General features: G+C 70.6%; 20 protein-coding genes and 1 pseudogene. 13 read left to right on the forward strand and 8 right to left on the reverse strand.

The genetic code is table 11. The features are described from left to right. Positions 1 to 144: 144 nt before the first annotated feature. Positions 145 to 1,275 carry a transglycosylase family protein gene (locus tag ABD355_RS14425; RefSeq protein WP_344400656.1) on the forward strand — a complete coding sequence of 377 codons (1,131 nt, stop codon included), beginning with the start codon at positions 145 to 147 and terminating at the stop codon, positions 1,273 to 1,275. Here ABD355_RS14425 and ABD355_RS14430 read toward each other — a convergent pair. Next, positions 1,265 to 2,386 carry a DMT family transporter gene (locus ABD355_RS14430; RefSeq protein WP_344400657.1) on the reverse strand — a complete coding sequence of 374 codons (1,122 nt, stop codon included), beginning with the start codon at positions 2,384 to 2,386 and terminating at the stop codon, positions 1,265 to 1,267. The genes ABD355_RS14425 and ABD355_RS14430 overlap by 11 nt on opposite strands. Before the next feature lie 210 nt (positions 2,387 to 2,596). Here ABD355_RS14430 and ABD355_RS14435 point away from each other — a divergent pair, with 210 nt between their 5' ends. The 3 genes from ABD355_RS14435 (at position 2,597) to glgC (ending at position 5,842) form a co-directional block, all read left to right on the forward strand. Beyond that, the gene (locus ABD355_RS14435; protein WP_344400658.1) at positions 2,597 to 3,352 is read left to right on the forward strand and encodes a (2Fe-2S)-binding protein; all 756 of its coding nucleotides are present in this window, start codon (positions 2,597 to 2,599) and stop codon (positions 3,350 to 3,352) included. Positions 3,353 to 3,390: 38 nt separating this feature from the next. Then, positions 3,391 to 4,542 (forward strand): glycogen synthase, encoded by a 1,152-nt coding sequence (glgA, locus tag ABD355_RS14440; RefSeq protein WP_344401215.1) that lies wholly within the window; start codon positions 3,391 to 3,393, stop codon positions 4,540 to 4,542. A gap of 79 nt (positions 4,543 to 4,621) precedes the next feature. After that, positions 4,622 to 5,842: a glucose-1-phosphate adenylyltransferase gene (glgC, locus tag ABD355_RS14445; RefSeq protein WP_344400659.1), complete on the forward strand. Its 1,221-nt coding sequence runs from the start codon at positions 4,622 to 4,624 to the stop codon at positions 5,840 to 5,842. A 9-nt stretch (positions 5,843 to 5,851) separates the two neighbouring features. Here glgC and ABD355_RS14450 read toward each other — a convergent pair whose 3' ends face one another. Next, positions 5,852 to 6,235 carry a cupin domain-containing protein gene (locus ABD355_RS14450; protein WP_344400660.1) on the reverse strand — a complete coding sequence of 128 codons (384 nt, stop codon included), beginning with the start codon at positions 6,233 to 6,235 and terminating at the stop codon, positions 5,852 to 5,854. 160 nt (positions 6,236 to 6,395) lie between these two features. Here ABD355_RS14450 and ABD355_RS14455 point away from each other — a divergent pair, with 160 nt between their 5' ends. The 5 genes from ABD355_RS14455 (at position 6,396) to ABD355_RS14475 (ending at position 14,765) form a co-directional block, all read left to right on the forward strand. Beyond that, entirely contained in the window at positions 6,396 to 9,005 is a 2,610-nt protein-coding gene (locus ABD355_RS14455; protein ID WP_344400661.1) for a PA14 domain-containing protein, read from the forward strand. A 19-nt stretch (positions 9,006 to 9,024) separates the two neighbouring features. Then, positions 9,025 to 11,355, forward strand: coding sequence for a GH92 family glycosyl hydrolase (locus ABD355_RS14460; protein ID WP_344400662.1), 2,331 nt, complete (start codon positions 9,025 to 9,027; stop codon positions 11,353 to 11,355). Positions 11,356 to 11,499: 144 nt separating this feature from the next. Next, positions 11,500 to 12,834 carry a wax ester/triacylglycerol synthase family O-acyltransferase gene (locus ABD355_RS14465; protein ID WP_344400663.1) on the forward strand — a complete coding sequence of 445 codons (1,335 nt, stop codon included), beginning with the start codon at positions 11,500 to 11,502 and terminating at the stop codon, positions 12,832 to 12,834. 103 nt (positions 12,835 to 12,937) lie between these two features. Next, positions 12,938 to 14,455, forward strand: a complete 1,518-nt coding sequence (locus tag ABD355_RS14470; RefSeq protein WP_344400664.1) for an SDR family NAD(P)-dependent oxidoreductase — start codon at positions 12,938 to 12,940, stop codon at positions 14,453 to 14,455. Between the two features lie 76 nt (positions 14,456 to 14,531). Further along, a complete protein-coding gene (locus tag ABD355_RS14475; RefSeq protein ID WP_344400665.1) occupies positions 14,532 to 14,765 on the forward strand; it encodes a hypothetical protein in 234 nt (77 codons plus the stop codon). 23 nt (positions 14,766 to 14,788) lie between these two features. Here ABD355_RS14475 and ABD355_RS14480 read toward each other — a convergent pair whose 3' ends face one another. From ABD355_RS14480 to ABD355_RS14490, 3 genes and pseudogenes are all read right to left on the reverse strand, one after another. After that, the gene (locus tag ABD355_RS14480) at positions 14,789 to 15,625 is read right to left on the reverse strand and encodes an SDR family oxidoreductase (protein ID WP_344400666.1); all 837 of its coding nucleotides are present in this window, start codon (positions 15,623 to 15,625) and stop codon (positions 14,789 to 14,791) included. A 25-nt stretch (positions 15,626 to 15,650) separates the two neighbouring features. After that, complete coding sequence (locus tag ABD355_RS14485; protein ID WP_344400667.1) at positions 15,651 to 16,100, reverse strand: hypothetical protein; 450 nt, start codon at positions 16,098 to 16,100, stop codon at positions 15,651 to 15,653. Between the two features lie 152 nt (positions 16,101 to 16,252). Further along, a pseudogene (locus tag ABD355_RS14490) lies at positions 16,253 to 16,399 on the reverse strand (sugar ABC transporter ATP-binding protein); the annotation flags it as partial. A gap of 352 nt (positions 16,400 to 16,751) precedes the next feature. Between ABD355_RS14490 and ABD355_RS14495 the strand changes: the two are divergent. Together ABD355_RS14495 and ABD355_RS14500 are read left to right on the forward strand one after the other, a co-directional pair. Further along, on the forward strand, positions 16,752 to 16,925 hold the full coding sequence (locus ABD355_RS14495) for a hypothetical protein (RefSeq protein ID WP_180292383.1): 174 nt from the start codon (positions 16,752 to 16,754) through the stop codon (positions 16,923 to 16,925). 54 nt (positions 16,926 to 16,979) lie between these two features. Further along, on the forward strand, positions 16,980 to 17,462 hold the full coding sequence (locus ABD355_RS14500; RefSeq protein WP_344400668.1) for a GNAT family N-acetyltransferase: 483 nt from the start codon (positions 16,980 to 16,982) through the stop codon (positions 17,460 to 17,462). Positions 17,463 to 17,469: 7 nt separating this feature from the next. Here ABD355_RS14500 and ABD355_RS14505 read toward each other — a convergent pair whose 3' ends face one another. From ABD355_RS14505 to ABD355_RS14515, 3 genes are all read right to left on the reverse strand, one after another. Further along, positions 17,470 to 18,111, reverse strand: coding sequence for a LysE family translocator (locus ABD355_RS14505; protein ID WP_344400669.1), 642 nt, complete (start codon positions 18,109 to 18,111; stop codon positions 17,470 to 17,472). A gap of 68 nt (positions 18,112 to 18,179) precedes the next feature. Further along, on the reverse strand, positions 18,180 to 18,608 hold the full coding sequence (locus ABD355_RS14510) for a VOC family protein (RefSeq protein ID WP_344400670.1): 429 nt from the start codon (positions 18,606 to 18,608) through the stop codon (positions 18,180 to 18,182). Positions 18,609 to 18,659: 51 nt separating this feature from the next. Next, a complete protein-coding gene (locus tag ABD355_RS14515) occupies positions 18,660 to 20,003 on the reverse strand; it encodes an amidase (protein ID WP_344400671.1) in 1,344 nt (447 codons plus the stop codon). 265 nt (positions 20,004 to 20,268) lie between these two features. Here ABD355_RS14515 and ABD355_RS14520 point away from each other — a divergent pair, with 265 nt between their 5' ends. Both ABD355_RS14520 and ABD355_RS14525 read left to right on the forward strand, forming a co-directional pair. Beyond that, positions 20,269 to 22,623, forward strand: a complete 2,355-nt coding sequence (locus ABD355_RS14520) for an alpha-L-fucosidase (protein WP_344401216.1) — start codon at positions 20,269 to 20,271, stop codon at positions 22,621 to 22,623. Further along, on the forward strand, positions 22,616 to 24,463 hold the full coding sequence (locus ABD355_RS14525) for a family 20 glycosylhydrolase (protein WP_344400673.1): 1,848 nt from the start codon (positions 22,616 to 22,618) through the stop codon (positions 24,461 to 24,463). The genes ABD355_RS14520 and ABD355_RS14525 overlap by 8 nt, the downstream gene beginning before the upstream one ends. Positions 24,464 to 24,479 lie beyond the last annotated feature (16 nt).

The following is a 24,479-nucleotide window of genomic DNA, read 5'->3' on the forward strand; positions in this document are numbered from 1 at the left end:
GACGGGCCCCAGCCGCCTCAGCTGTTCTGCAACTGGCGTGCACCGCTGGTTGTTCGAGGGACAGGGCGGCCGATTGCCGTCTTGTCATGGCCTGTTCGGGGCACTTACTTTTGGCCCTTCTGGCATATGTCGAGGGGGATCTCCATGGCCGTACGCGGCCGGCACCGCCGGTATCAGCCGAACAGGATCAACCGCGCCTCACTCACCGTCACGGTCGGCGGCGCCGGCATGGCGATCCCGCTGATCGGCACCGGCACCGCGCACGCGGCCGACGTGTCCACCTGGAACAAGGTCGCCGCCTGCGAGTCGACGAACAACTGGAGCATCAACACCGGCAACGGCTTCTACGGCGGGCTGCAGTTCACCCAGTCCACCTGGGAGTCCTACGGCGGCGCGAAGTACGCGCGGCGCGCCGACCTGGCCACCAAGGACCAGCAGATCGCCGTGGCGGAGAAGGTCCTTCAGGGGCAGGGGCCGCACGCCTGGCCGGTGTGCTCGCAGCAGGCGGGGCTGACGCGGGGTGGTGGCAGCCCGGACGTCCACCCGGCCTCCGCCGAGAAGACCCCCGTGAAGACCTCCGTCGAGGACGTGAAGCCGCACGCCACGCCCCAGTCCCGGGCCGGTACGGCAGAGATGTACACGGTGGTCCGCGGTGACTCCCTCTCCCGGATCGCCGAGACCGAGCACGTCCGGGGCGGCTGGCAGCGGCTGTACGCCGCGAACCGGAAGACCGTCGGTGCCGACCCCGACCTGATCCTTCCGGGGCAGCGGCTGAACCTGCGGGCGAAGGCCCCCGCCACGCACCACACAGCCTCCAAGTCCTCGGCGCGGAAGGCCTCTTCGGCCACCGAGGAGAAGACCACTACCAGCCATTCCCTCATCGCTCCGGTGAGCGGCCCGATCGGCACCCCGTACCACGTCGCCGGGGCCTCCTGGTCGAAGGGCTACCACACCGGCGTCGACTTCCCCGTGCCCACCGGGACGACCGTGAAGGCCGTCGCCGCGGGCCGCGTCGTCTCTGCCGGCTGGGGCGGTGCCTACGGCTACCAGGTGGTGATCCGGCACGCCGACGGCCGCTACAGCCAGTACGGCCATCTCTCGGCGATCTCCGTGCAGGCCGGGCAGAGCGTGGGCGGCGGGCAGCGCATAGGGCGCTCCGGGGCGACGGGCAACGCAACGGGCCCGCATCTGCACTTCGAGGTGCGGACGGGGCCCGAATTCGGTACCGACATCGACCCTCTCGCGTATCTCAGGGCCGGTGGCGTCAGGATTTGACGCGTTCCCGGTGCCGGTCGGCCTTCGGCGACGGGATGTACGAGCCGCCGTAGAAGGGGCCGTAGAAGCGGTAGCGGGCGGGATCCGGGGGCCGTTCGTCGTCCTCGTCGTAGGCCACCGCGAGGACGGTGGGGCCGACCTGGGCGGGGACGAGGATCTCCTCGCGGAGTGCGGCCACCGGCTGCTCGGGGATCGCGGCGAGCAGGTCCTCGACGGACTCCTCGATGGGTTCCGTGACGGTGATCGGCTCGGTGGCCGGCTCCGGCGCGGTCTCGGCGGTCGTGCGGGCGAGGCGCTCCGTCGTCAGCAGGATCAGGCCGCCGGCCGCGACCACTCCGCAGCTCAGGGCGAGGGCGGTGCCCGTGCTGCCGTAGCGGAAGGTTTCGCCGAACATCGTGATGCCGACCGCGGCCGCCACCACCGGGTTCACGACGGTCAGCGTGGCCAGCGGGGCCGCGAGTCCGGCGCCGCGGTAGGAGGCCTGGGAGAGCAGCATGCCGGCCGTGGCGAAGACGCCGATCACGGCCAGGGCGGGGATGTCGGCCGCGGAGACGCCGGCGGTCCAGTCGACCGCGACGGTCTTCGTGAAGACCGAGGACATGCCGAAGGCGATGCCGGACGCGGTCGCGAGCAGCATGCTGCGCACCGCCGGGTGCCGGTGGGCGGCCCGGCCCGCGATCATCAGGGCCACGACGACGCTGCCGGAGACCACGGCGACGCCGATCCGCTGGGCCGTGTCCAGGGACTGCGCGTCGGAGGAGCCGACCAGGGCCAGCAGTCCGGCGAGACCCACGGTCGCCATGACCGCGCCCCGCCAGGCGGTCGCCCCGGCCCTGCGGCCCACGAAGAGCGCGGCCATCGGCAGCGCGAACACTATGGTCAGCGCGCCCAGCGGCTGTACCAGGCTCAGCGGGCCGTAGGCCAGCGCCACCACGTGCAGCAGTCCGCCGAGGCCGTTGAGCGCCACCGCGGCCCACCAGGTCGGCCGGCGCAGCGGCGCGTACTCCTGAACGGGCGAGGACACCGCCACGTACTCCTGCACGATCGCCCCGCCGGCGTAGGCGACGGCGGAGACGAGCGAGAGGAGGACGGACAACGCGAGGGCACTCATGAGTTGCTCCTCTGCGTGTGGCGGGGGCGCGGAGCCCTGCGCGGCGAACGGTCGGCCTTCATAGCGAACACGATGCCTTGTCGATCTGTTCCCGTCGTCGTCCCAGAGCAGGCAATGGGTCCTACTGCCGATGGAGTACGAATCGGGCGCCGTCCTCCCCAGGGTGGGCGACACGGGGTGGACACCCCCAGTGGGAACCCCTGAGGGACCTTGGTACTACTGCTGTTCGTGGACCTCGATCAGGATCTTGCCGCCCTCGGACCGCTCGGCGGCTTTTTCGCACTGCGGACGGGCGAAGCGCCAGGCGCGCCACTGCCGACGCTCGCCGACGCGTACGAGAACCGGTCTTCCGATGTGTACGGAAATGCTATTACTTTCCGGGTCGAAAAGGTCGCGCAGGTTCTTCGCGCCCCCGAGTCGCGGATCGCGGCCTCGGTGGCCCAGCAGGGGCTGGCGGCCCGGCTGTGGTCGGCGACGCTCGGCTGCGCCGCGCTCTACGGCCGCGTGCCCGACCTGGATCCGGGGCTGCTGCACTGGGACCCCGACGCCTCCGCCCCCGACGACCTGTGGCTCACCCAGGTCCGCTCGCTGCCCGCGGAGCCCGCGACCCTCGCGGACGTGGTCCTGCACGGCCACCTCGCCCCGCTGGCGACGGCGCTGCGGGCGCACCACCGGATCGCCCCCGGCCTGCTGTGGGGCAACGCGGCCTCCGCGCTGGCGGGAGCCGCCCGACAGCTGGTGCAGTGGGCGGGCCGGTGCGGCCGCACCGAGGACGCCGCCCGCACCCGTACCCTCGCCGCGGAACTCCTCGCCCACCCGCTCCTGGCGGACGCCGGCACCCTCAGCGGCACCTCCTTCCGGCGCCGCAGCTGCTGCCTCTACTACCGTGTGCCCGGCGGGGGCGTATGCGGTGACTGTTGCTTCACACGACCGCCGCGCTCTTCCGCGCACGGCGCATCTGGGTGACCATGAGGGAACCGGTCGCCGAGAGCTGGGGGTTGCGGGTGCGAGTCGGACTGCTGACCCGGGAGTACCCGCCGGATGTGTACGGCGGCGCCGGCGTCCATGTCGAGTTCCTCGCCCGGGAGTTGAACTCCCTGGTCGACCTCGAGGTGCACTGCTGGGGCGAGGGCCGCGGAGTCGGCGTCGTACGCCACCGCCCCTGGGCCGCCCTGGACACCGCCAACGACGCGCTGCGCACCTTCTCCGTGGACCTGGCGATGGCCGCCGGCCTCGAAGGGCGCGAACTGGTGCACTCCCACACCTGGTACGCCAACCTCGCCGGCCACTTCGGCAAGCTCCTGTACGGCATTCCGCATGTGATGACCGCGCACTCCCTTGAGCCGCTGCGCCCCTGGAAGGCCGAGCAACTCGGCGGCGGATACGCCCTCTCCAGCTGGGCCGAGCGCACCGCGATCGAGAGCGCCGACGCCGTGATCGCCGTGTCCGGCGCCATGCGCGAGGACATCCTCACCTGCTATCCGGCCCTGGACGCGGCCAGGGTGCAGGTCGTGCACAACGGCATCGACACCACGCTGTACCGGCCCGACCGCGGCACCGACGTGCTCGATCGCGTCGGCCTGGACACCGACCGCCCGTACATCCTGTTCGTCGGCCGCATCACCCGCCAGAAGGGTGTGCCCCATCTGCTGCGCGCGGTGCGGGACATCGACCCGGGCGTGCAGGTCGTGCTGTGTGCCGGGGCGCCCGACACGCCGGAGATCGACCGGGAGTTCCGCGACCTCTACCAGGAGCTCAGCCGCGTCCGCGAGCACGTGCACTGGATCCCGCAGATGCTGCCCCGCCCCGAGGTGATCCAACTCCTCACCCACGCCGCCGCGTTCGTCTGCCCTTCGGTGTACGAACCCCTCGGGATCGTCAACCTGGAGGCGATGGCCTGCGGGACACCCGTCGTGGCCTCCCGGGTGGGCGGCATCCCCGAGGTCGTGGACGACGGCAAGACGGGCCTGCTCGTCGACGTGGACGACGACTTCGAGGCGGGTCTCGCGCGGGCGCTGGACCAGGTGATCGGAGACCCGGAGGCCGCCGCGCGGATGGGCGAGGCGGGCCGGGAGCGCGCGGTGGGGGAGTTCGGCTGGGACGCCGTCGCCCGCCGTACGGTCCGTCTTTACGAGGAGATCCTCAAACAGGAATAGAACGGCCGGGTTCCTCGAACAGGCTTACTGGGCGCTGCTCAGGGGCAGGCATGGATCAACCACGGTGAGGGGAGCGGCCATGCGTCGTGGCGGACCTTCGGTGCTCGGGATCGTACTGGCGGGCGGAGAAGGCAAACGCCTCATGCCCCTGACTGCGGACCGCGCGAAACCAGCGGTCACCTTCGGCGGTACGTACCGCCTCGTCGACTTCGTCCTGTCCAACCTCGTCAACGGCGACATCCTGCGCATCTGCGTGCTGACGCAGTACAAGTCGCACTCGCTGGACCGGCACATCACCACCACCTGGCGGATGTCGAGCCTGCTCGGCAACTACGTCACCCCGGTTCCCGCGCAGCAGCGGCTCGGCCCGCGCTGGTACCTGGGCAGCGCCGACGCGCTGCTGCAGTCGCTGAACCTGGTGCACGACGAAGGGCCCGAGTACGTCGTGGTGTTCGGCGCCGACCACGTCTACCGCATGGACCCGCGGCAGATGCTCGCCCAGCACATCGAGAGCGGTGCGGGCGTCACGGTCGCGGGCATCCGCGTGCCGCGCGCCGAGTCCTCGCAGTTCGGTGTGATCACCCCGGGCTCGGACGGCCTGACCGTCGAGCGCTTCCTGGAGAAGCCCGTCGATCCGCCCGGTCTCGTGGACGACCCGGAGACGATCTTCGCCTCCATGGGCAACTACATCTTCACCACCAAGGCGCTGATCGAGGCGCTGCAGCGGGACGCCGACGACGAGAACTCCGTGCACGACATGGGCGGCTCGATCCTGCCCGCGCTCACCGAGCGCGGCGAGGCCCAGCTGTACGACTTCAGCGCCAACCACGTGCCCGGCGAGACCAACCGCGACCGCGGCTACTGGCGCGACGTCGGCACGCTCGACGCGTACTACGACGCCCATATGGATCTGATCGCCGAGCGGCCCGCCTTCAACCTGTACAACCGCCAGTGGCCGATCTACACCCACTCCAACCAGCTCTCCCCGGCCCGTTTCAACGCGGGCGGCATGGCCAGCGAGTCCATCATCAGCGCGGGCTGCCTGATCCGCGGCCAGGTCACCCGCTCCATCCTGTCGCCCGGCGTCAGGGTCGACCCGGGCGCCGTCGTCCAGGGCTCGGTGCTGCACGACAACGTTCACATAGGGCGGGGTGCGGTCGTGCGCGGGGCGGTGCTGGACAAGAACGTCGAGGTACCGCCGGGCGCGACGATCGGCGTCAATCCGGAGCGGGACGCCGAGCTGTACACCGTCTCCAAGGGCGGGGTGATCGCGCTGGGGAAGGGGCAGCTGGTCACCTAGGCGACAGGTTCAGCCCGGCGGCCGCATCGACTGGAAGTTCTTCATGATCGCCTCGCTGGTCGGGCGCAGCTCGTCCTTGGGGCTGATCTGCAGATACTCGCTGCCGGGCTCCGTGTGGACGGGCACATGACCGGGCGGGGCGTAGAACGCGTCGCCGCTCCGGTAGATCTCGTCGTGATCTGCGTAGTGGAAGGTGAGCTCGCCCTTGAAGACATAGCCCCAGTGCGGGCACTGGCACCGGTCGTCGGGCAGTCCCTTGAGCAGCGGCCCGTGGTCGACGTCCTCGCGGAACGTCAGGAAGTCGATCCTGTAGTCGTCCAACTCCTCGCCGCGGTCCACGACCGGACCGAAGTCGCCGCCCTGGGTGGCCGTGTCCTTGGAAACCTTCGGCATCGTCGTCGCCTTCTCTCTGCCGAGACGGGTTCCTGCTCCCATCCTCCGCGCCCGCCCGGCGAACGGCATCCGGTGCGGCTTGTCATGTCCCTGGACGGAATCCGGAATCCGTGTTGTCATGCCAACTGCTGTCCATGACAACGTTGTTACGGGAGGTTCCGTGCACTTCCGACGCCTCAGAGACAGACTCGCCTTACTGCTCGCCACGCTGCTCGGCGCCGCCGGACTCGCCGCCACCACCGCGACCGCCGCCACCGACGACCCCATGGAGATCCACGGCCTGAAGGGCGAGTACTACACCCAGTCCGCCCCCGGCGCCTTCGACTTCGACCGGCTCAAGGCCACCGCATTCGACCCGAGCCTCGACTTCGACGACCTCGAGCCGCGCCTCGCCTTCACCACCGGGCAGTCGGACGACGTCAGCGTCCGCTGGACCGGAAGGATCGTGCCGGAGAGGACCGGTCCCCACACCTTCTCGATCACCGGCGACAACGGCTTCCGGCTGTGGATCGGCGGGAAGCTCGTCATCGACCACTGGGTGGACGACTGGGACCGCGAACAGACCGGTGCGCCGGTCGAGTTGGCCGCGGGCAAGGCCTACGACATCAAGGTCGAGTACTTCGAGCACTACGGCGGTTCCAACCTCCACCTGCGCTGGACACAGCCCGGCGGCGGCAAGGAGCCCGTCCCGCAGTCGGCCTTCCGCCTCCCCGACGGATGGGCGTACGACGGCGCCACCGCCGCCACGGTCACCGGCACAGGGCGCACCCTCAAGCTCGACTTCCCCCAGCGCCTCGCCGCACCCCCGGCCCGCCTGACCGACCATCTCGAAGCGGTGATCGGCGGCGCCAAGTGGCCCCTGGCATCCGCCCGGCCGGACCCCGCCGACCCGAGGGCGCTCCTCGTCACCCTGAAGGAACCCGTCGTCGGCAACAAGACCGGTACCGCACGCGGCACCGCCGACGTCCGCTACGACGGAAACGGGTCCCTCACCATGGCTGACGGCAACGTTGTCAAGGAGTTCTGGAGCAGCGGCCCGAACCACTCCACGTACGAACTGCGCACGCAATGGGCCGACCAGGTGGGCCCGGACAACGCCCTCCCCGAATACCCGCGCCCACAGCTGACCCGCCCCGCCTGGCTGGGCCTCAACGGCCGCTGGCAGTTCTCCGCCGCCACGGCCGGGGAGAAGCCGCCCGTCGGCAAGACCCTCGCAGAGCGCATCCTCGTCCCGTACCCCGTGGAGTCCCAGCTCTCCGGCCTCGAACGACACGAGGACCGCATGTGGTACCGCCGCACCTTCACCGTCCCCGCCGACTGGCACATCGGCTCCGGCAAGCGGCTGCGGCTCAACTTCGGCGCCGTCGACTGGCGGGCCGAGGTGTACGTCAACGGCATCGAGGTGGCCCAGCACCGGGGCGGCTACGACAAGTTCAGCGCCGACATCACCGATGCCCTCCGACCGGGCCGCACCCAGGAACTGATCGTCGGCGTGTACGACCCCACCGACGCGGCCACCGGCGAGAACCCGCCGCTCGGCAAGCAGCGCCTGGATCCCAGCGGCATCTGGTACACGCCCACCTCGGGCATCTGGCAGACGGTGTGGATGGAGCCGGTGGCGACCGATCACGTCGACTCCCTCAAGCTGACCCCTGACGTCGCCAAGAGCCAACTCACCGTCGAAGCGAAGGGAGTTCGCGACGGCGTCCCGATCATGGCGACCGCGTACGACGGAAAGCGCAAGGTCGCCACGGCCCGTGGCCGCACCGGCGGCCCCCTGACCCTGACGATCCATGACCCGCACCTGTGGTCGCCCGACGACCCGTTCCTCTACGACCTGAAGGTCACCGTCGGCGCCGACCGCGTCGGCAGCTACTTCGGGATGCGCTCGATAGCCGTCGAGAAGGTGAACGGCGTCCCGCGCACCCTCCTCAACGGCAGACCGGTCTTCATGATGGCCACGCTCGACCAGGGGTTCTGGCCCGACGGCCTGTACACCGCGCCGACCGACGAGGCCCTCGCCCACGACCTGAAGGTCCACAAGCAGCTCGGCTTCAACGCCGTGCGGGGGCACATCAAGGTCGAGCCGGACCGCTGGTTCTACTGGGCCGACCGACTGGGCCTGATGGTGTGGCAGGACATGCCCGCGATGACCGCCGGGGTGGACCCGAGCCCGGCCGCCCGCGCCGAGTACGAGCGCGAGATGAAGCAGCTGATCGACGAGCACATCAGCAGCCCGTCGGTCGTCATGTGGGTCACCTTCAACGAGGGCTGGGGCCAGTACGACGAGGCCCGCATCGCCGACCAGGCGAAGGCCTGGGACCCGACCCGGCTGGTCGACTCCATGTCCGGGCTCAACCTCGGGGCCGACGGCGGCACCGGCGACATCATGGACGAGCACGGCTACCCCAGCCCCGCCCTGCCCCCGCACCCCGACGGTCGACGCGCCCTGGTCAGCGGCGAGTACGGCGGCCTCGGCCTCGCGGTGCCGGGCCACGCCTGGTCCGTGCAGCAGTCGTACGTCGACGTCGACCCGGCGGCCTACACCGACGACTACCTGACCAAGCTCGCCGAGGTGCACGCCCTCGCCTGCAAGGGGAGCAACGGCGCGGTCTACACCCAGATCTCCGACGTCGAGGGCGAGCTCAACGGCCTGCTGACGTACGACCGCAAGGTGCTCAAACCGGACGTCCAGCGTGTGCGCACGGCCCAGCAGGCCCTGATCCGCGACGCTTCCCAGGCGACTCCCGCAGGCTGCCCGACCCCCTGAACCCCGGAGGACTCCCGACATGAGACGGACCCGGCGCCTGCGCCTGTGCACGGCAGGTGCGCTGGCAGCCTCCGCGCTGTTCGCCGCACCCGCCACCGCACAGGCCACCGAGCCGAACCACGGTCAACTCACCGATCTGGTCAACCCGTTCATCGGCACCGAGAACGAGGGCAACACCTACCCCGGCGCCGCCGTGCCCTTCGGCATGGTGCAGCTCTCCCCGGACACCGGCCACAACACCGGCTACGACTACTCCCAGAACCACATTCGCGGCTTCTCCCTGGTCCATCTGTCCGGCGTCGGCTGCGGGCTCGGCGGAGACCTCCCGGTGCTGCCGACCACGGGTGACGTCACCCAGACGGACTACGCCAAGTACGCCGCCGAGTTCAGCCACGACGACGAGGCCGCGAGCCCCGGCTACTACCGGGTCGGCCTGAAGACCGGCATCGAGGCCGAACTCTCCGCCACCGCGCGCACCGGCGTGCAGCGCTACACCTTCCCGGCCACCGGCAAGGCCAACGTCCTGCTCAACGCGGCCCAGTCGCTGCACACCACGGTCTCCACCAAGGTCGAGATCCTGGACAGCCGCACCGTGCGCACCGCCATCACCGGCCGCGGCTTCTGCCAGGACACCAAGCCGTACACCGTCTATACGATCACCCGCTTCGACCGTCCCTTCACCGCCTACGGCACCTGGGACGGCTCGACCGTGACCGCGGGCTCGAAGACCGGCCGCGGCGGGGCATACGTCCGCTTCGATACGACCAAGGACCGCACGGTCGAGGCGACCACCGCCCTGTCCTACGTCGACGCGCACGGCGCCGCGGTCAACCTCCGCGCGGAGGGCGGCCGTTCCTTCGACGCCGTACGCCACGCGGCGCAGCAGGCGTGGGAGGACCGCCTCGACGACGTACGGGTGAAGGGCGGCGCGGACAGTCTGCGCCGGACCTTCTACTCGGCGCTGTACCGCTCGTTCCTGGCCCCCAACATCGGCAGCGACGCCGACGGCCGCTACACCGGCTGGGACCAGAAGACCCACCGCACCGAAGGCTTCACCTACTACCAGAACTGGTCCCTGTGGGACACCTACCGCACCCAGTCCCAGCTCCTGTCCCTGCTCGCACCCCGCGAGGCGCGCGACATGGCGATCTCGGTGATCAAGATCTCTGAGGAGAGCGGCTGGCTGCCCAAGTGGGGCTACGGCACCGTCGAGACGAACATCATGACCGGCGACCCGGTCACCCCGTTCCTCACCAACGCCTACCAGCAGGGCCTGCTCAAGGGAGCCGAAGGATACGCAGAACGGGCCTACCGGGCGCTGAAGCAGAACGCCGACGGGGTACCGCCCGCGGACTCGCCGGCGGTGGGCCGTGAGGCCAACAAGGAGTACATCGCGGACGGCTTCGCGCCGTACATCAAGGGCCGCCCGCATGTGAAGCCGGGCGACTCGGACTACGACCACGGCGCCTCGGCGACCCTGGAGTACGCCCTGTCGGACGCGATGCTCGCGCAGATGGCCCGCGGTCTCGGCCACACGGCGGACGCCGACCGGTATGCCGCCCGGGCCCAGAGCTACCGCCACCTCTTCGACCCCTCGACCGGCTTCTTCCGTGCCCGCGACGCCTCCGGCGCCTTCACCGGGCCGTCCGACCCGGCGCAGAGCGAGGGCTTCCACGAGGGCACGTCCTGGCAGTACCAGTGGCTGGTCCCGCAGGACCTGCCGGGCATGGTGGGCCTGATCGGCGGCGAGCAGGCCGCGAACGACCGGCTCGACTCCTTCTTTGCCTACGACCGGCTGCTGGCCGACCCGGCGAAGACGGCCCGCGAGGTGTGGGTCAACGGCCCGTACGACTACTACAACGCCGACAAGTACAACCCGCAGAACGAGCCCGGCCTCATCGCCCCGTACACCTACCTCTCGACGGGTGAGCCGTGGAAGACGACCGATGTCGTGCACGCGGCGCTGACCCTGTTCACGGACGGTCCCACCGGTATGACCGGCAACGACGACCTGGGGACGATGTCCGCCTGGAACGTGCTGTCGTCGATCGGGCTCTTCCCGGTGCAGCCCGGCTACGACACCTGGGGACTGTCCACGCCCGTCTTCGACCGCGTCGACCTGACGCTCGACCGCCGCTACTTCCCGCGCGGCGCCCTGACGATCACCGCACCCGGCACTTCCGCCGCCGAGCGGTACATCCAGTCGGCCCGCACGGACGGAACGGCCTACGACCGGACATACCTGAGGACCGGTTCGCTGCGCTCCCTGCGCGCGCTCGACTTCACGGTCGGCTCGCGCCCGTCTGAGTGGGGAACATCGGCGCAGGCTGCACCGCCCGCGCTGAAGTGACCTCAGGTGTCTCTTGAGTCCCGCCTCTCGCCGAGAGGCGGGACTTAATCTGCTGTTAACTGTGCGTAGCTTGATCGTACTTGACCGTAATCGCCTGGGGGAGGTTGACTGCTGGCTCACCCTTCGTCGACGCGAGGCAAGCCATTGACTTCTGACCTGCTCGCTCCTCTCGACCTGGCGTTCTGGAACATCGAGTCCGCGGAACACCCCATGCACCTGGGGGCGCTGGGGATCTTCTCGGCGCACTCGCCCACCGCGGGCGCCCACGCCGCCGACCTGCTCGCCGCGCGGGCCGCGGCCGTACCCGGCCTGCGGATGCGCATCCGCGACATATGGCAGCCGTCCCCGCTGCGGCCGCTGTCGTTCGGCAGCGCCACCCGTGAGCCAGACCCCGGTTTCGATCCGCTCCACCATGTGCGGCTGCACGCGCCGACCGCGGACTTCCACGCCGAGGCCGGCCGGCTCATGGAGCGCTCACTGGAGCGCGGCCGGCCGCCGTGGGAGGCGCATGTGCTGCCGGGCGAGGACGGTGTGTCCTTCGCGGTGCTGTTCAAGTTCCACCACGCCCTGGCCGACGGTCTGCGCGCGCTGACCCTCGCCGCCGCCATCCTGGACCCGATGGACATGCCGGAGCGGGGGCCCCGCCCCGCGGAGCCCAGGCCCGGCCTGCTGCCCGACGTGCGCAAACTGCCCGAGCTGGTCCGGGGCACCCTGTCCGACGTGGGGCGCGCCCTCGACATCGGCGCCTCGCTGGCCGTCTCCAGCCTGGGGGTGCGCTCCTCGCCCGCGTTCACCGCCGAGGCCACCGGCACCCGACGCACGGCCGGCGTGGTCCTCGACCTGGACGACGTGCACCGCATCCGCAAGGCCCAGGGCGGCACCGTCAACGACGTCCTGATCGCCCTGGTCGCGGGCGCCCTGCGCCGCTGGCTCGACGAACGCGGCGACGGCAGCGACGGTGTCCGGCCACGCGCCCTGATCCCCGTCTCCAAGCGCCGCCCGCGCACCGCCAGCCCACAGGGCAACCGGCTCTCCGGCTACGTGATACGGCTTCCCGTCGACGACCCCGACCCGCTCGGCCGCCTCGACACGGTCCGCTCCGCCATGGACCGCAACAAGGATGCCGGCCCCAACCGGGGCGCGGGCGCCGTCGCCCTGCTCGCCGACCACGTGCCCGCGCTCGGCCACCGGCTCGGCGGACCGCTGGTCAGCCAGGCCGCCCGCCTCTGGTTCGACATCCTGGTCACCAGCGTGCCGCTGCCCAGCCTCGGCCTGAAGCTCGGCGGCAACCCGGTCACGCAGGTGTTCCCGTTCGCGCCGCTGGCCCGCGGCCAGTCCCTGGCGGTGGCCGTCTCCACCTATCGCGGACACGTCCACTACGGCCTCGTCGCCGACGCCCAGGCCGTACCGGACCTGGACCGGCTGGCCGCCGCCCTCGCCGAGGAGGTCGACACGCTCATCACCGCCTGCGGTTCCTAGCCTCCCGGATTTTGGAGGACTGGCCCGGCGCTCCGTACAATTCCCCGTTCGAAAGCGGACGCGGTCGGAGCGCCGCGCGGGTGATCAGGGAAGCGGCAGCGCGATGACGGTGACAGACGAAGGCTCGGCGATCACGGACGAGGTCGTGTACGAGCCCGGTGACGAGGTCGTGTACGGCCCCGGCATCGACCCGGAGCGGCTCGCCGTCTGCCTCAGCGTCCTGGAGGAACTCGACAAGCTCGAGGTCGACCACCCCGACGCGATCGCCGTGCGCCGGGCCACCGCCGGCATCTACCGCACGGTCAAGCAGCGCCGCCGTCAGGAGCGCCGGGCCGCCAAGACCGCCCACGACAAGGCGGTCACGGAGGCCACGGCAACCGGCTCCGCCCAGCGCATCGACGACGAGACCGAGGGCATCCTGCCCTCGTCGGCGACGGCGGAGGGCAAGATCGCGGGGATACTCCAGCGCCCCCGCTCCTGCTACACCTGCAAGACCCGGTACGTGGAAGTCGACTACTTCTACCACCAGCTCTGTCCCGACTGCGCCCGCCTGAACCGCGGCAAGCGCGACGCCCGCGCCGACCTCACCGGCAAGCGCGCCCTGCTCACCGGCGGCCGCGCCAAGATCGGCATGTACATCGCGCTCAGGCTGCTGCGCGACGGTGCGCACACCACCATCACCACGCGCTTCCCCAAGGACGCCATCCGCCGCTTCAAGGCCATGGACGACTCCGGGGACTGGATGCACCGCCTGGAGGTCGTCGGCATCGACCTGCGCGACCCGGCACAGGCCGTGGCCCTCGCCGACCAGGTCGCCGAGGCGGGCCCGCTCGACATCCTGGTCAACAACGCGACGCAGACCGTGCGCCGCCTGCCCTCCGCCTACGCCGCCCTGGTCGACGGCGAGAGCGCCCCGCTGCCCGCCGGTGAGCTGCCCGCCCACCACGTCATCGGCGCCTTCAATTCCGGAGCGGTCGACGGGCTGGCCGCCCTGCCGCTCGGCACCAGCGGCCTGGACGCCCAGCAGGTCGCCGACCTCGCCCTGGTCGCGGGCAACGCCAGCGTCGCCCGGCACCTCGACGGCACCGCCATCGACGCCGGCGGCCTGGTCCCCGACGTCGTCGACACCAACACCTGGGTGCAGACCATCGAGCAGATCTCCCCGGTCGAGCTCCTCGAGACCCAGCTGTGCAACTACACGGCGCCGTTCATCCTGATCAGCAAGCTGCGCCCGGTCATGGCGGACGCCGCGAGGAAGGCGGCCAGCGGACGCGCGTACGTCGTGAACGTCTCCGCGATGGAGGGCGTCTTCGGCCGCGGCTACAAGGGCGCGGGCCACCCCAACACCAACGCCGCCAAGGCCGCCATGAACATGGTCACCCGGACCAGCGGCCAGGAGATGTTCCAGACCGACGGCATCCTGATGACCTCGGTCGACACCGGCTGGATCACCGACGAGCGGCCCCACTACGACAAGCTGCGTCTGGCCGAGGAGGGCTTCCACGCCCCGCTCGACCTGGTCGACGGGGCCGCACGGGTCTACGATCCGATTGTGCGCGGCGAGCAGGGCGAGGACCTGTACGGCGTCTTCCTGAAGGACTACGCGCCCGGCAAGTGGTGAACCACCGGCCCCGACGTGTGGCCCGGCGCCCGTAGGGAACCCGGACCCTGGTGATCTACCGTGCCAGGGAGTGACCATGAGCAGTCCACACAGCATTGATCCGCGAGCGCAGAACGACCCGCGCAACCGCTATCCGACCGACGAACAGTTCTACGGCAGCGACCGCCCCGACCATGCCGAACTGCCGGAGGACCGGCCGCGCGGCGGCGGGGGCACGAGTTCGGTGAAGCACCGCGGCACGTGGGCCACGGTCGCGCTCGTCGCCGGCATCATCCTGCTGATCCTCCTGGGGATCGCACTGTTCCCGTGAGGGAGCCACAGCCGTAGCCACCGTCACGAGCGAGGTGGTGCGTATGAGCGAAGACGGTCGTGGACGGCGTACTCCTGCGCGGAGTGCGCCGTCCTGACACGCGTGCCGCCGTCCACCAGCAGATCCGCGCCGGTGATCCACTGCGCGGCGTCCGAGGCCAGCCACAGCACGGCCCACGCGACGTCCTCAGGCTCACCGATGCGCCCCAGCGGCAGACCGGCCGCCGGCTCCTTCTCACCCGGCTCCCACACGAACCGCGCCATCTCGGTGCGCACAAGGCCGGGGGAGACCGAGTTGACCCGCACCCTCGGCGCCAGCTCCCCGGCGAGCTGCTGCGTCAGATGCAGCAGCGCGGCCTTGCTGGTGCCGTACGCGCCGACGTTCGGCCCCACATGCCCTGCGCCCTCCGTGCAGACGTTGACGACCGAGCCGCCGTGCTCGCGCATCCAGGCCCGCCACGCCCACTGCACCAGCCTGAGCGGTGCCTCGACGTTCACGGCGAACGCCTCCCGCCAGGCATCGGGTTCTACGTTCATGAGCGGTCCGTACGGCTGGTTCGTCGCCGCGTTGTTCACTACGACGTCGATCCGGCCGAACGCGTGCAGGGCCCGCTCCGTGACGTCCCGCAGATGATCCGGATCTGCGACGCTGCCGCTCACCCCGATGCCGCCCAGCTCCTCGGCCGTGGAGCGCACCTCGTCCGCGTTCCGCGCGGTCACGCACACCAGCGCCCCCGCCGCGGTCAGCTGCCCGGCGACGGCCCGTCCGATCCCGCGAGTCCCCCCGGTGACGATCGCGCCCCTGCCCTCGAGCCCGTACCCGTCGAATGCGTGCCCCTTGCGTGCGTACGACGACGTCATCGCCGTACCGTCTCATGACGGGCCGTCAGTCGACAGCCCCAAGACGGGAGTTGCGTGCGGCGACCAGCTCCAGCACCGTGCGCCAGTCCTCCAGCACCCCCGCGTCGAAGCCGGCGCTGCGGCCCTCCTCGTCCGCCTGGCGCAGGCGCTGCAGATCCTCGTCGGCGGGCAGCCCGCCGCGATGCTGCTCCCGCACCAGCCGGGCGACCCGCTCCCCGAGCAGGCCCCGCACCGCGTCGGCCGCGCACTGCGGGTGGGCGCTCTCGTCGCCCGGCCGCAGCAGCGGGCCGATCGCGTGGACCAGGCCCGCGACCTGGAGTTCCTTGTCGGCGGGGCGGCGCCGCCGCAGCAGAGCGGCGGTCTGCAGCGCGTGCTGGTGCAGATCGACCCGGCGACTTCGCAGGCCCGGGGCGTCCCACGAGCCCCGGCAGGCGTACAGCAGATCCATCAGCTCCTCGACACTGCGCAGCTCCATGCGCCAGTCCTTCCGCCGGACAAGCCGTTGCCGTCCGGTCAGCAGATCATGGCCGCCTTGCGATTCGGCCAACGCGACTTGAACTGCGTCGGCTGACTGCCCCCGGTCGAGCACGCAAGCGGCGTGCTCGGCGTGCTGCCGGGAGCGCGTCCGTTGTCGGCAGCCGACAAATGCGGGGGGAGGGCGTAGTCCTGGAACACCATCGCGATGGCGCGGTCCCCGGGCGGAAGATGGATGACGTCCCGGACGCCGATGAGGACCGAACCCGAGTCGACGTCCTGAAGTCCGGCGAACGTGCGCTCGCACCCGGCATGGAACGGGTGTTGCCCTTCGGTACGCCTGTAGACCGAACGAGTGACAGGAGAGGCGTCTGAAACCGGACGACTTATGACAGTAACCCCAAGTTTTCAGCCCCATAGAGCGGACGCCCGCTCATTTGGTTAATCTGGGGTGGACGGACAGCACCAACGGGTCCAACCCACACCCACGTCCGTCCCGGGGCAAGCCGGCAGACAACGGCCTGTTCTCACACGAGTTGCCGGCGCCACCGCGTCCGAACTGCTTTCGACTCACACCCGAGCGGGCGTCAGGCGCCGGACCGCAAAGTGGCCGGCACGCCCCGAGGGTGACCCGACACATAAGGAGTGCGCGGTGACACCGGAGAAGACGAATCGCGAACAGCGCCCCAAGGAACGCACGGAGCGCCCCGGCCGACGGTCGGACGAACTCGGCAGCCTGGAAGTCTGGGCCCACGCGGCCCCCATCCGCCTGGCAGGCTACGAGGACGACCTCGCCGAGCCCCACATCCTGCCCAGCGTGGACTGACCCCGGCAGGACCTTCGCGATCGCCGGCTGCATGGGCGTGCGAGACTCACGCCCATGCAGATCAGAGAAGCCGCGGCCGAGGACTGGCCGCGGATCTGGCCTTTCTGGCACCGCATCGTCGCCGCAGGAGAGACCTACACCTGGGACCCGGACACCTCCGAGGCGGCGGCCCGGGCCCTTTGGATGAACCCGGCCAAACGGGTCTATGTCGTCGAGGACGAGGACGGCACCGTCGTCGGCTCGGCCTTCGTCACCCCCAACTACGGCGGCCCCGCGGCGCACATCGCCAACGCCGGCTTCATGGTCGACCCCGACCGGGCGGGCCGCGGTATCGGCCGCGCCCTCGCCGAACACGTCCTGGCCGCCGCCAGGTCCCACGGCTACCGGGCGATGGTCTTCAACGCCGTCGTCGAGACCAACCCGGCCGTGCAGCTGTGGACGTCCCTGGGCTTCGAGATCCTGGGCACGGTCCCGGAGGCGTACGAGCATCCGCGTTACGGGCGGGTGGGACTGCATGTGATGTACCGGGCGCTGTAGGGTCCGGCTAGTCCTTGCGCCCCGTCACGGCCACGGTCACCCCGAGGCCGATCATGGTGAGGCCGCCGACGCCGCCGACCATGGAGAGCCGGCGCGGGGAGCGGGCGAACCAGCCGCGGGCGGTGGACGCGATCAGGCCCCACACGCTGTCGGAGGCCAGCGCGATCACGTTGAAGACCAGGCCGAGCACCAGCATCTGCACCGTGACGTGTCCGCTGTCGCGGTCCACGAACTGCGGCAGTACGGCCGCGAAGAACACGATGGTCTTCGGGTTGGTGACACCGACCGCGAACCCCTCCCAGAAGGTGCGCAGCCCGCTGTGCGCGGCCACCTCGCCGCCCGTGAACGCGGCCCGCAGCGACCCGCGTTCACGCCACGCCTTCACCCCGAGGTACACCAGGTAGAGCGCGCCGGCCAGCTTGAGCACGGTGAAGACGAGGACCGAGCGTTCCACGACGGACCCGATGCCGAACGCCACCGCCACCACCAGCAGACAGGCGCCGAGCGTGTTGCCCACCACGGTGGTCAGCGCGGCCCGGCGCCCCTGCGCGAGCGCCCGTCCGATCACGAACAGCACACTGGGCCCCGGTATCACGATCAGCAGGAAGGACAGCGCCGCGAAGGCGAGCAGACGGTCGGTGGACATCATGCGATCCATGCAAGCACGGGCAGGGGCCGCCCTTCAGCCGGATTTTCCCGGGGGCCACGGGCTTGCGCTCAGTCGATGCAGAACTCGTTGCCCTCGATGTCCAGCATCGGGATGCAGGAATCATTGCCGTCGTACAGCGTTTGCACGTGCACTGCGCCGAGCGGAACCAGCCGTGCGCATTCGGCCTCGAGTGCGGCAAGGCGTTCTTCCCCCACGAGTCCGGTGCCGACCCGCACGTCGAGATGCACCCGGTTCTTGGCGGCCTTCCCTTCGGGAACGCGCTGGAAGTACAGTCGCGGGCCGACACCTGAGGGATCTGTACAGGCGAACCATGAATCCCGCTCCTCGGGTGGCTGCGCACGCTTGTAATCATCCCAAGTGGCAAACCCCTCGGGTGGCGGCGGTACGACATACCCCAACACCTCGCACCAGAAACGAGCGAGACGCTCAGGTTCGGCGCAGTCGAAGGTGACTTGGAACTTCTTGATCGCTGACATCGGGGCACCGTACCAAGGGGCTTGGGGCTCTGCCGCTCACTGCCCCTCTCGTCAGTCCAGCGGCGCGGTCCGCTGCCACGGATGCAGCTTCTCCAGCTGCTGCGCCACCTCCAGGAGCATCGCCTCCGAGCCCGGGCGGCCCACCAGCTGGATCGCGCAGGGGGCGCCGGAGGGCAGGGCGCCGAAGGGAACGGACATGGCGGGCCAGCCGGTCAGGTTCCACGGCGGGGTCAGGGGCGAGTAGTTGGTGTTGGCGAGGACGTTGGCCAGCCAGCCCCGCTCGTGCCAGGCCACCGACCTGGGGGAGCGGCGGGCAAGCGCGGGGGTGAGCAGGACGTCGTACTCGGCGAAGAACGGCTCCATGCGGCGGCGCAGTCGCTCCCGGCTGTCGCCGCCCCGGACGCTGCCCAGGAAGCGGCGGCCGATGGTGGCGTGCACGCGGGTGCGCCGGTCGAGCAGGCGTGGGTCCAGGCCCTGGGCGTCCACCGCCGTGCCCGCCGTCCAGTGGGCGAGGGACATCGTGCTCAGGGAGAGCGGGTAGGGCGGGTCGGCACGGCGGACCTGGTGGCCGGCCTTGATCAGGACGCCGGCCGCGTCGCGGGCCGCGGTCGTGTACGGCGTGCTGATGGTGACGCCGGCCAGGGGGCTGCGCAGCGAGACGGCGATCTTGCGCATGGCGGGTTCGGACGGCGGAGCCGTCTCGGTGTCCGCCAGCACCGCCAGCATCAGGCGCGCGTCCTCGACCGTCGTGGTGAGCGGACCGTTCTCGGACATGCCGAACCAGTCGCCGTCGCTGATGCCCGCCGGGACGACCCCGTGCCCCGGCTTGATGGTGACCAGGCCGCAGTTGGCGGCCGGGATGCGCAACGAGCCCATGCCGTCGTTGCCGAGGGCGATCGGCACCAGGCCGGCGGCGACCGCGGCCGCGCTGCCGCCCGAGGAGCCGCCCGCCGTGCGGCTCGGGTCCCAGGGGTTGCGGGCGGTGCCGTGGACGCCCTCGGTGGTGCCGAAGACGCACAGCTCGGGCACGTTCGTCAGGCCCACGACCACCGCGCCGGCCGCCCGCAGCCGGGCCACCGTGATGTGATCGTCGGTGGCGGGGGTGTCAGGCGTCGCGGCGGAGCCCACACGGTTGGACTCCCCGCGCACGGCCAGGTTGTCCTTGACCGCCACCGGCACACCGGCCAGCGGCAGTTCGGCCAGATCGTCACGGGAGGCCACCTCGTCGGCCTCGGCGAGCGCCGCCTCGGCCCGCACCACCCGGAACGCCCCGACCCGCCCGTCCAGCCGCTCGATCCGGTCGAGGTGCTCGGCCACCACCTCGCGGGGCGTGGCCCGCTTCTCGCGTACGGCGGCGGCGATCTCGGCGGCGGTCCGGCCGACCCAGCTGGTCACGGGCGCTCCTCGGGGTGCGGTGCAGGCAACTACTCATGAGTACGCAGAGCACTCTGCCCCGCCGCGGCCTCCGCGTCGAGAGCACTGGCTCTTGGACATTCGGGCGGCTCTTCTTGGACTTTTTGCGAGGCACCTGTCATCCGTAGCACCTTTCCCGCAGGTCATCCGATCAATGGGGCAACTCCCATGCGATCACGCCCCATTGACAGGCCTCTGGACCCACCCAATCATCAGACATCGGATGAATCGGGAGCCGCTCATGAGTATGAGTCCCTGTCCAAGACGTCAGGTCCTGACGGCCGCCGCCGGAGTCGCCGCCGCGGCCGCCCTGCCCCTCACCCTCGCGCCCGAGGCGCACGCCGCCGAACCTGCCGACGCCCCGGCCGCAGCCTCCGGCTGGGTCCCCGTCCCCGACCCCGTCCCCGTCCCGCTCGACGGTCTCTACGACAACGACGGCATCGACACCGCCTCCGCCCCCGGCGGCGACTTCGACGGCTCCGGCTACACGTTCCCGGGCGAGGAGCTTCCCGCGGGCCGCGTCGAGGTCGACGGCATCCCCTTCCTCTTCCCGGCCGCGACGGCAGGCGCCAGGAACAACGTCGTGGCACTCGGCCAGCGCATCGACCTGCCCAAGGGCCGCTATCTCTCGGCCGTCTTCCTCACCGCAGGCAGCTACGGCAACGCCTCCGGCAAGGCCACCGTCCACTACGCCGACGGCTCGACCAGCACCGCCGGCCTCACCGGCGCCGACTGGTACGCGGCCGGCGGCTCCCTGTCGGCGCCCTACCGCTACAAGCCGGACGGCAGCAAGGACGAGCACAGCGTCGGCATCGGCACCTCGGAGGTGTGGCTGGACCCGCAGCGGGAGGCAGTCGCCGTCACTCTTCCGGTCACCGACCCGGCCGAGGCGAACAAGACAGCCCTGCACGTCTTCGCGCTGTCCCTCCAGCCCGCCGCCCAGGGACGGGCCTTGAGCCTCCGGGACGCCCACTCCACCCACTCCCTGCTGTCCGCCACCGGCGCCCAGAGCGTCGAGGCCACCGTCGTCAACGCGGGCACCGTCGCCGTCCTGGCCGCCGACGACGTGTCCGTGCGGGTCGACGTCCCCGGCGCCCGCACCGTCGAACCCGCCCGGATACGCCGCCTCGACCCCGGCGAACAGGCCCGCGTCCGCGTCGGCATCCGCAACCGCGCGGGCACCGCACCCGGAACGCAGCGGGACGGCTCGGTGACCGTCGCCGGACGTGGCGCCCAAATCGCCGTACAACAAGGCCCGTTGACGCTAGGCACGGCCGACTACCAGCCCACCGAGACCTCCCTCTCCGCCCATCAGGCCCCGTACTGGTTCCAGGGCGCCAAGTTCGGCATCTTCATCCACTGGGGCGTCTACGCGGTGCCCGCCTGGGCGCCGGTCGGCAAGCAGTACGCCGAGTGGTACTGGGACCAGATGCAGGACCCGAACAACCCCACCTACGCCTATCACCGGACCACCTACGGCGAGGACTTCGCCTACGACGACTTCATCCCGCGTTTCACCGCCGAGAAGTTCGACCCGCGCGCGTGGGTGGAGCTGTTCCGGGACGCGGGCGCCCAGTACCACGTGCTGACCAGCAAGCACCACGAGGGCTTCGCCCTGTGGGACACCAAGGTCTCCGACCGCAACGCCGTGAAGCTGGGCCCGAGACGGGACCTGGTCAAGGAGCTGTTCGAGGCGTCCCGGCGCTACGCACCGAAACTCCACCGCGGCCTCTACTTCTCGATGCCCGAGTGGTTCAACCCCGACAACCCGTGGATGGGCCACGCCCCGCGCAATCCGTACACCCTCGAACCGGTCCCGTACACCGGATACAGCGCGGGCAAGGACTATGTGAGGGACTACCAGGCCCCGCAGCTGCTCGAACTGATCCACGGCTACGACCCGGAACTCATCTGGTGCGACATCGGCGGCGTGAACGACAGCCTCCATGTCCTCGCCGAGTACTTCAACCACGCCAAGAACCGGGCCCGTCCGATCGACGTCACGGTCAACAACCGCTCGGGCATCGCCTTCCACGACTTCACGACCCCCGAGTACACGACGTACGAGAACACGGTTGTCGCCAAGTGGGAGTCCAGCCGCGGTCTGGACCCCTTCAGCTACGGCTACAACAGCGCGACCCCCGACGACGCCTACATGACCGCCGAGGAGGTCGTGCACAGTCTCGTCGACATCGTCTCCAAGAACGGCAACCTCCTGCTCGACATCGGCCCGCGCGCCGACGGCACCATCCCTCCGATCATGCAGACCCGGCTGCGCGAGACGGGCGCCTGGCTCAAGGTCAACGGCGAGGCGATCTACGACACGACGTACTGGTCGCGGATGGCGCAGCTCGGCGACGACCTGCGTTTCACGGTCCGCCCCGGCCAGGCCTTCTACATCCACTCGCTGGCCCGCCCGGGCGCCAAGCTCACCGTCGAGGCACCGGTGCCCGTCCGCGGCGGCGACAAGGTGACGATGCTCGGCCACGACCGGCCGCTGACCTGGACCGTCAGCAAGGGGGCACTGGTGATCGACGTGCCCGAGACAGCCCGGAAGTCGGGACAGCACGTGTGGGTGTTCAAGGTGGAGTGGCATGGGTGAGTTCAGGAAGGGACTGCTGCGGCTGCTCGGCGTCGCTGCGGCGCTGACGCTGCTCGTGGCGCCGAGCCCGGCCGTCGCACAGGACCGGGAAAAGGCGCCCGTCACGGTGCCCGCGCTATCCAACTGGGTGTCTGGCAGCGGCAGTTACCAGTACCGCAACGGCGCACGACTGGTGGCCGACAGCCCGGCCGGGCGCCGGGTCGCGGACACCCTCGCCGACGACCTGCGCGCGGCGGGCCACGGCACCGTTCCGGTCGTCAGCGGCGGCGCCCGCACCGGCGACATCGTGATCGACGTACGGCCCGCGACGCCCTCGCTCGGCGCCGAGGGCTACGAACTCCGGGCGGGCAAGTGGCTGTCGGTGACCGGTGCCACCGAGACCGGCGCCTTCTACGGCACCCGTACCGTCCTCCAGCTCCTCGCCCAGGGCGACCGCATCCCCGCCGGACGCACGGTCGACGTACCGCGCTACAAGGAACGCGGCGTCGGCGTCTGCGCCTGCTACATCCACATCTCGCCGCCCTGGCTGGAGAACCTGGTCCGCGAGATGGCGTACCACAAGCTCAACCAGCTGCTCCTCGAACTGAAGGTGAAGAGCGACGCCCACCCCGAGGCCGATACCTGGGGCTACTACACCAAGGACGAGATCCGCGGCCTCGTCACCCTCGGCGACAAGTACCACGTCGAGATCATCCCGGAGATCAACTCCCCGGGACACATGGATCCGTGGATCGAGAACCGCCCGGACCTGCAGCTGACCGACTCCGACGGCAACAAGCAGCCCGCCCGGCTCGACGTCACCCAGCAGGCGGCCTTCGACTACTACACGAGCCTGATGGACGAATACGCCCAGGTCTTCACCGCAAAGGCCTGGCACATGGGCGCCGACGAGTACATGCTCGGCTCCGACTACTCCAAGTACCCTCAGATGCTGCGCTACGCCCGGCTCAAGTACGGTGCGAACGCCACCCCGCAGGACGCCTACATCGACTTCATCAACCGCGTCCAGGCCTACGCCGCACGCAAGGGCAAGCAGCTGCGCATCTGGAACGACGGCCTCACCGGCGCCAACACCGTCCCGGTGGCCGCGGGCACGACGGTCGAGCACTGGCTCGACGTGACCACCAAACCCAGCCAACTCATCGCCCAGGGCCACCCGTTGATGAACGCCGCCTACTCCCTCTACCTCGTCCGGGGCGGCTTCCACAGCGACACCAAGGCGTTGTACGACCAGAGCTGGGATCCGCGCAGCTTCGAGGGCGAGAAGCTGACCTCCAGTAAGGGCGTCACCGGCGCGAAGATCAGCCTCTGGCCCGACAACGGCCGCGGTGAGACCGAGAACGAGGTCGCCGTCGAGCTCTGGCCCGCGCTGCGGCACATCGCCCAGGCCACCTGGGGCGACCCGCACCCCGACGCCACGTACGCCGAGTTCACCGCACGCGGCACCGCGGTCGGCCGTGCGCCCGGCCGGCGGGACCCGACCCGGCTGCCGGTCGCGGACGGCACGTACACCTTCCGGACGGCGGGCACGTCCTTCGACGCCCAGGTCCAGCGCACGGCGGACGGCTATGCCACGGTGCGGACCGCGGACGGCTGCCTCGAAGTCCGCGGAGGCAGGCTCACGCTCAACGTGCCGCTCCAGCCCGGAGCGCAGGCGACGGCCCGGACCTGCGATCCGGCGAACACCCTCCAGCGCTGGCAGCTGGAACCGGCCGCGGGCGGCTACCGGCTCGTCAACGCCATCACGCAGATGGCGCTGAGCGTGACGGACGACGGGCACCTCGTGCAGTACCCGCCCGACCAGCACACCCCCGCCGTCTGGCATCCGACCGCTCACTGAACCGAGGAGTCCCCCC

This window comes from Streptomyces longisporus (genome assembly GCF_039532765.1).
GTDB lineage: Bacteria > Actinomycetota > Actinomycetes > Streptomycetales > Streptomycetaceae > Streptomyces > Streptomyces longisporus.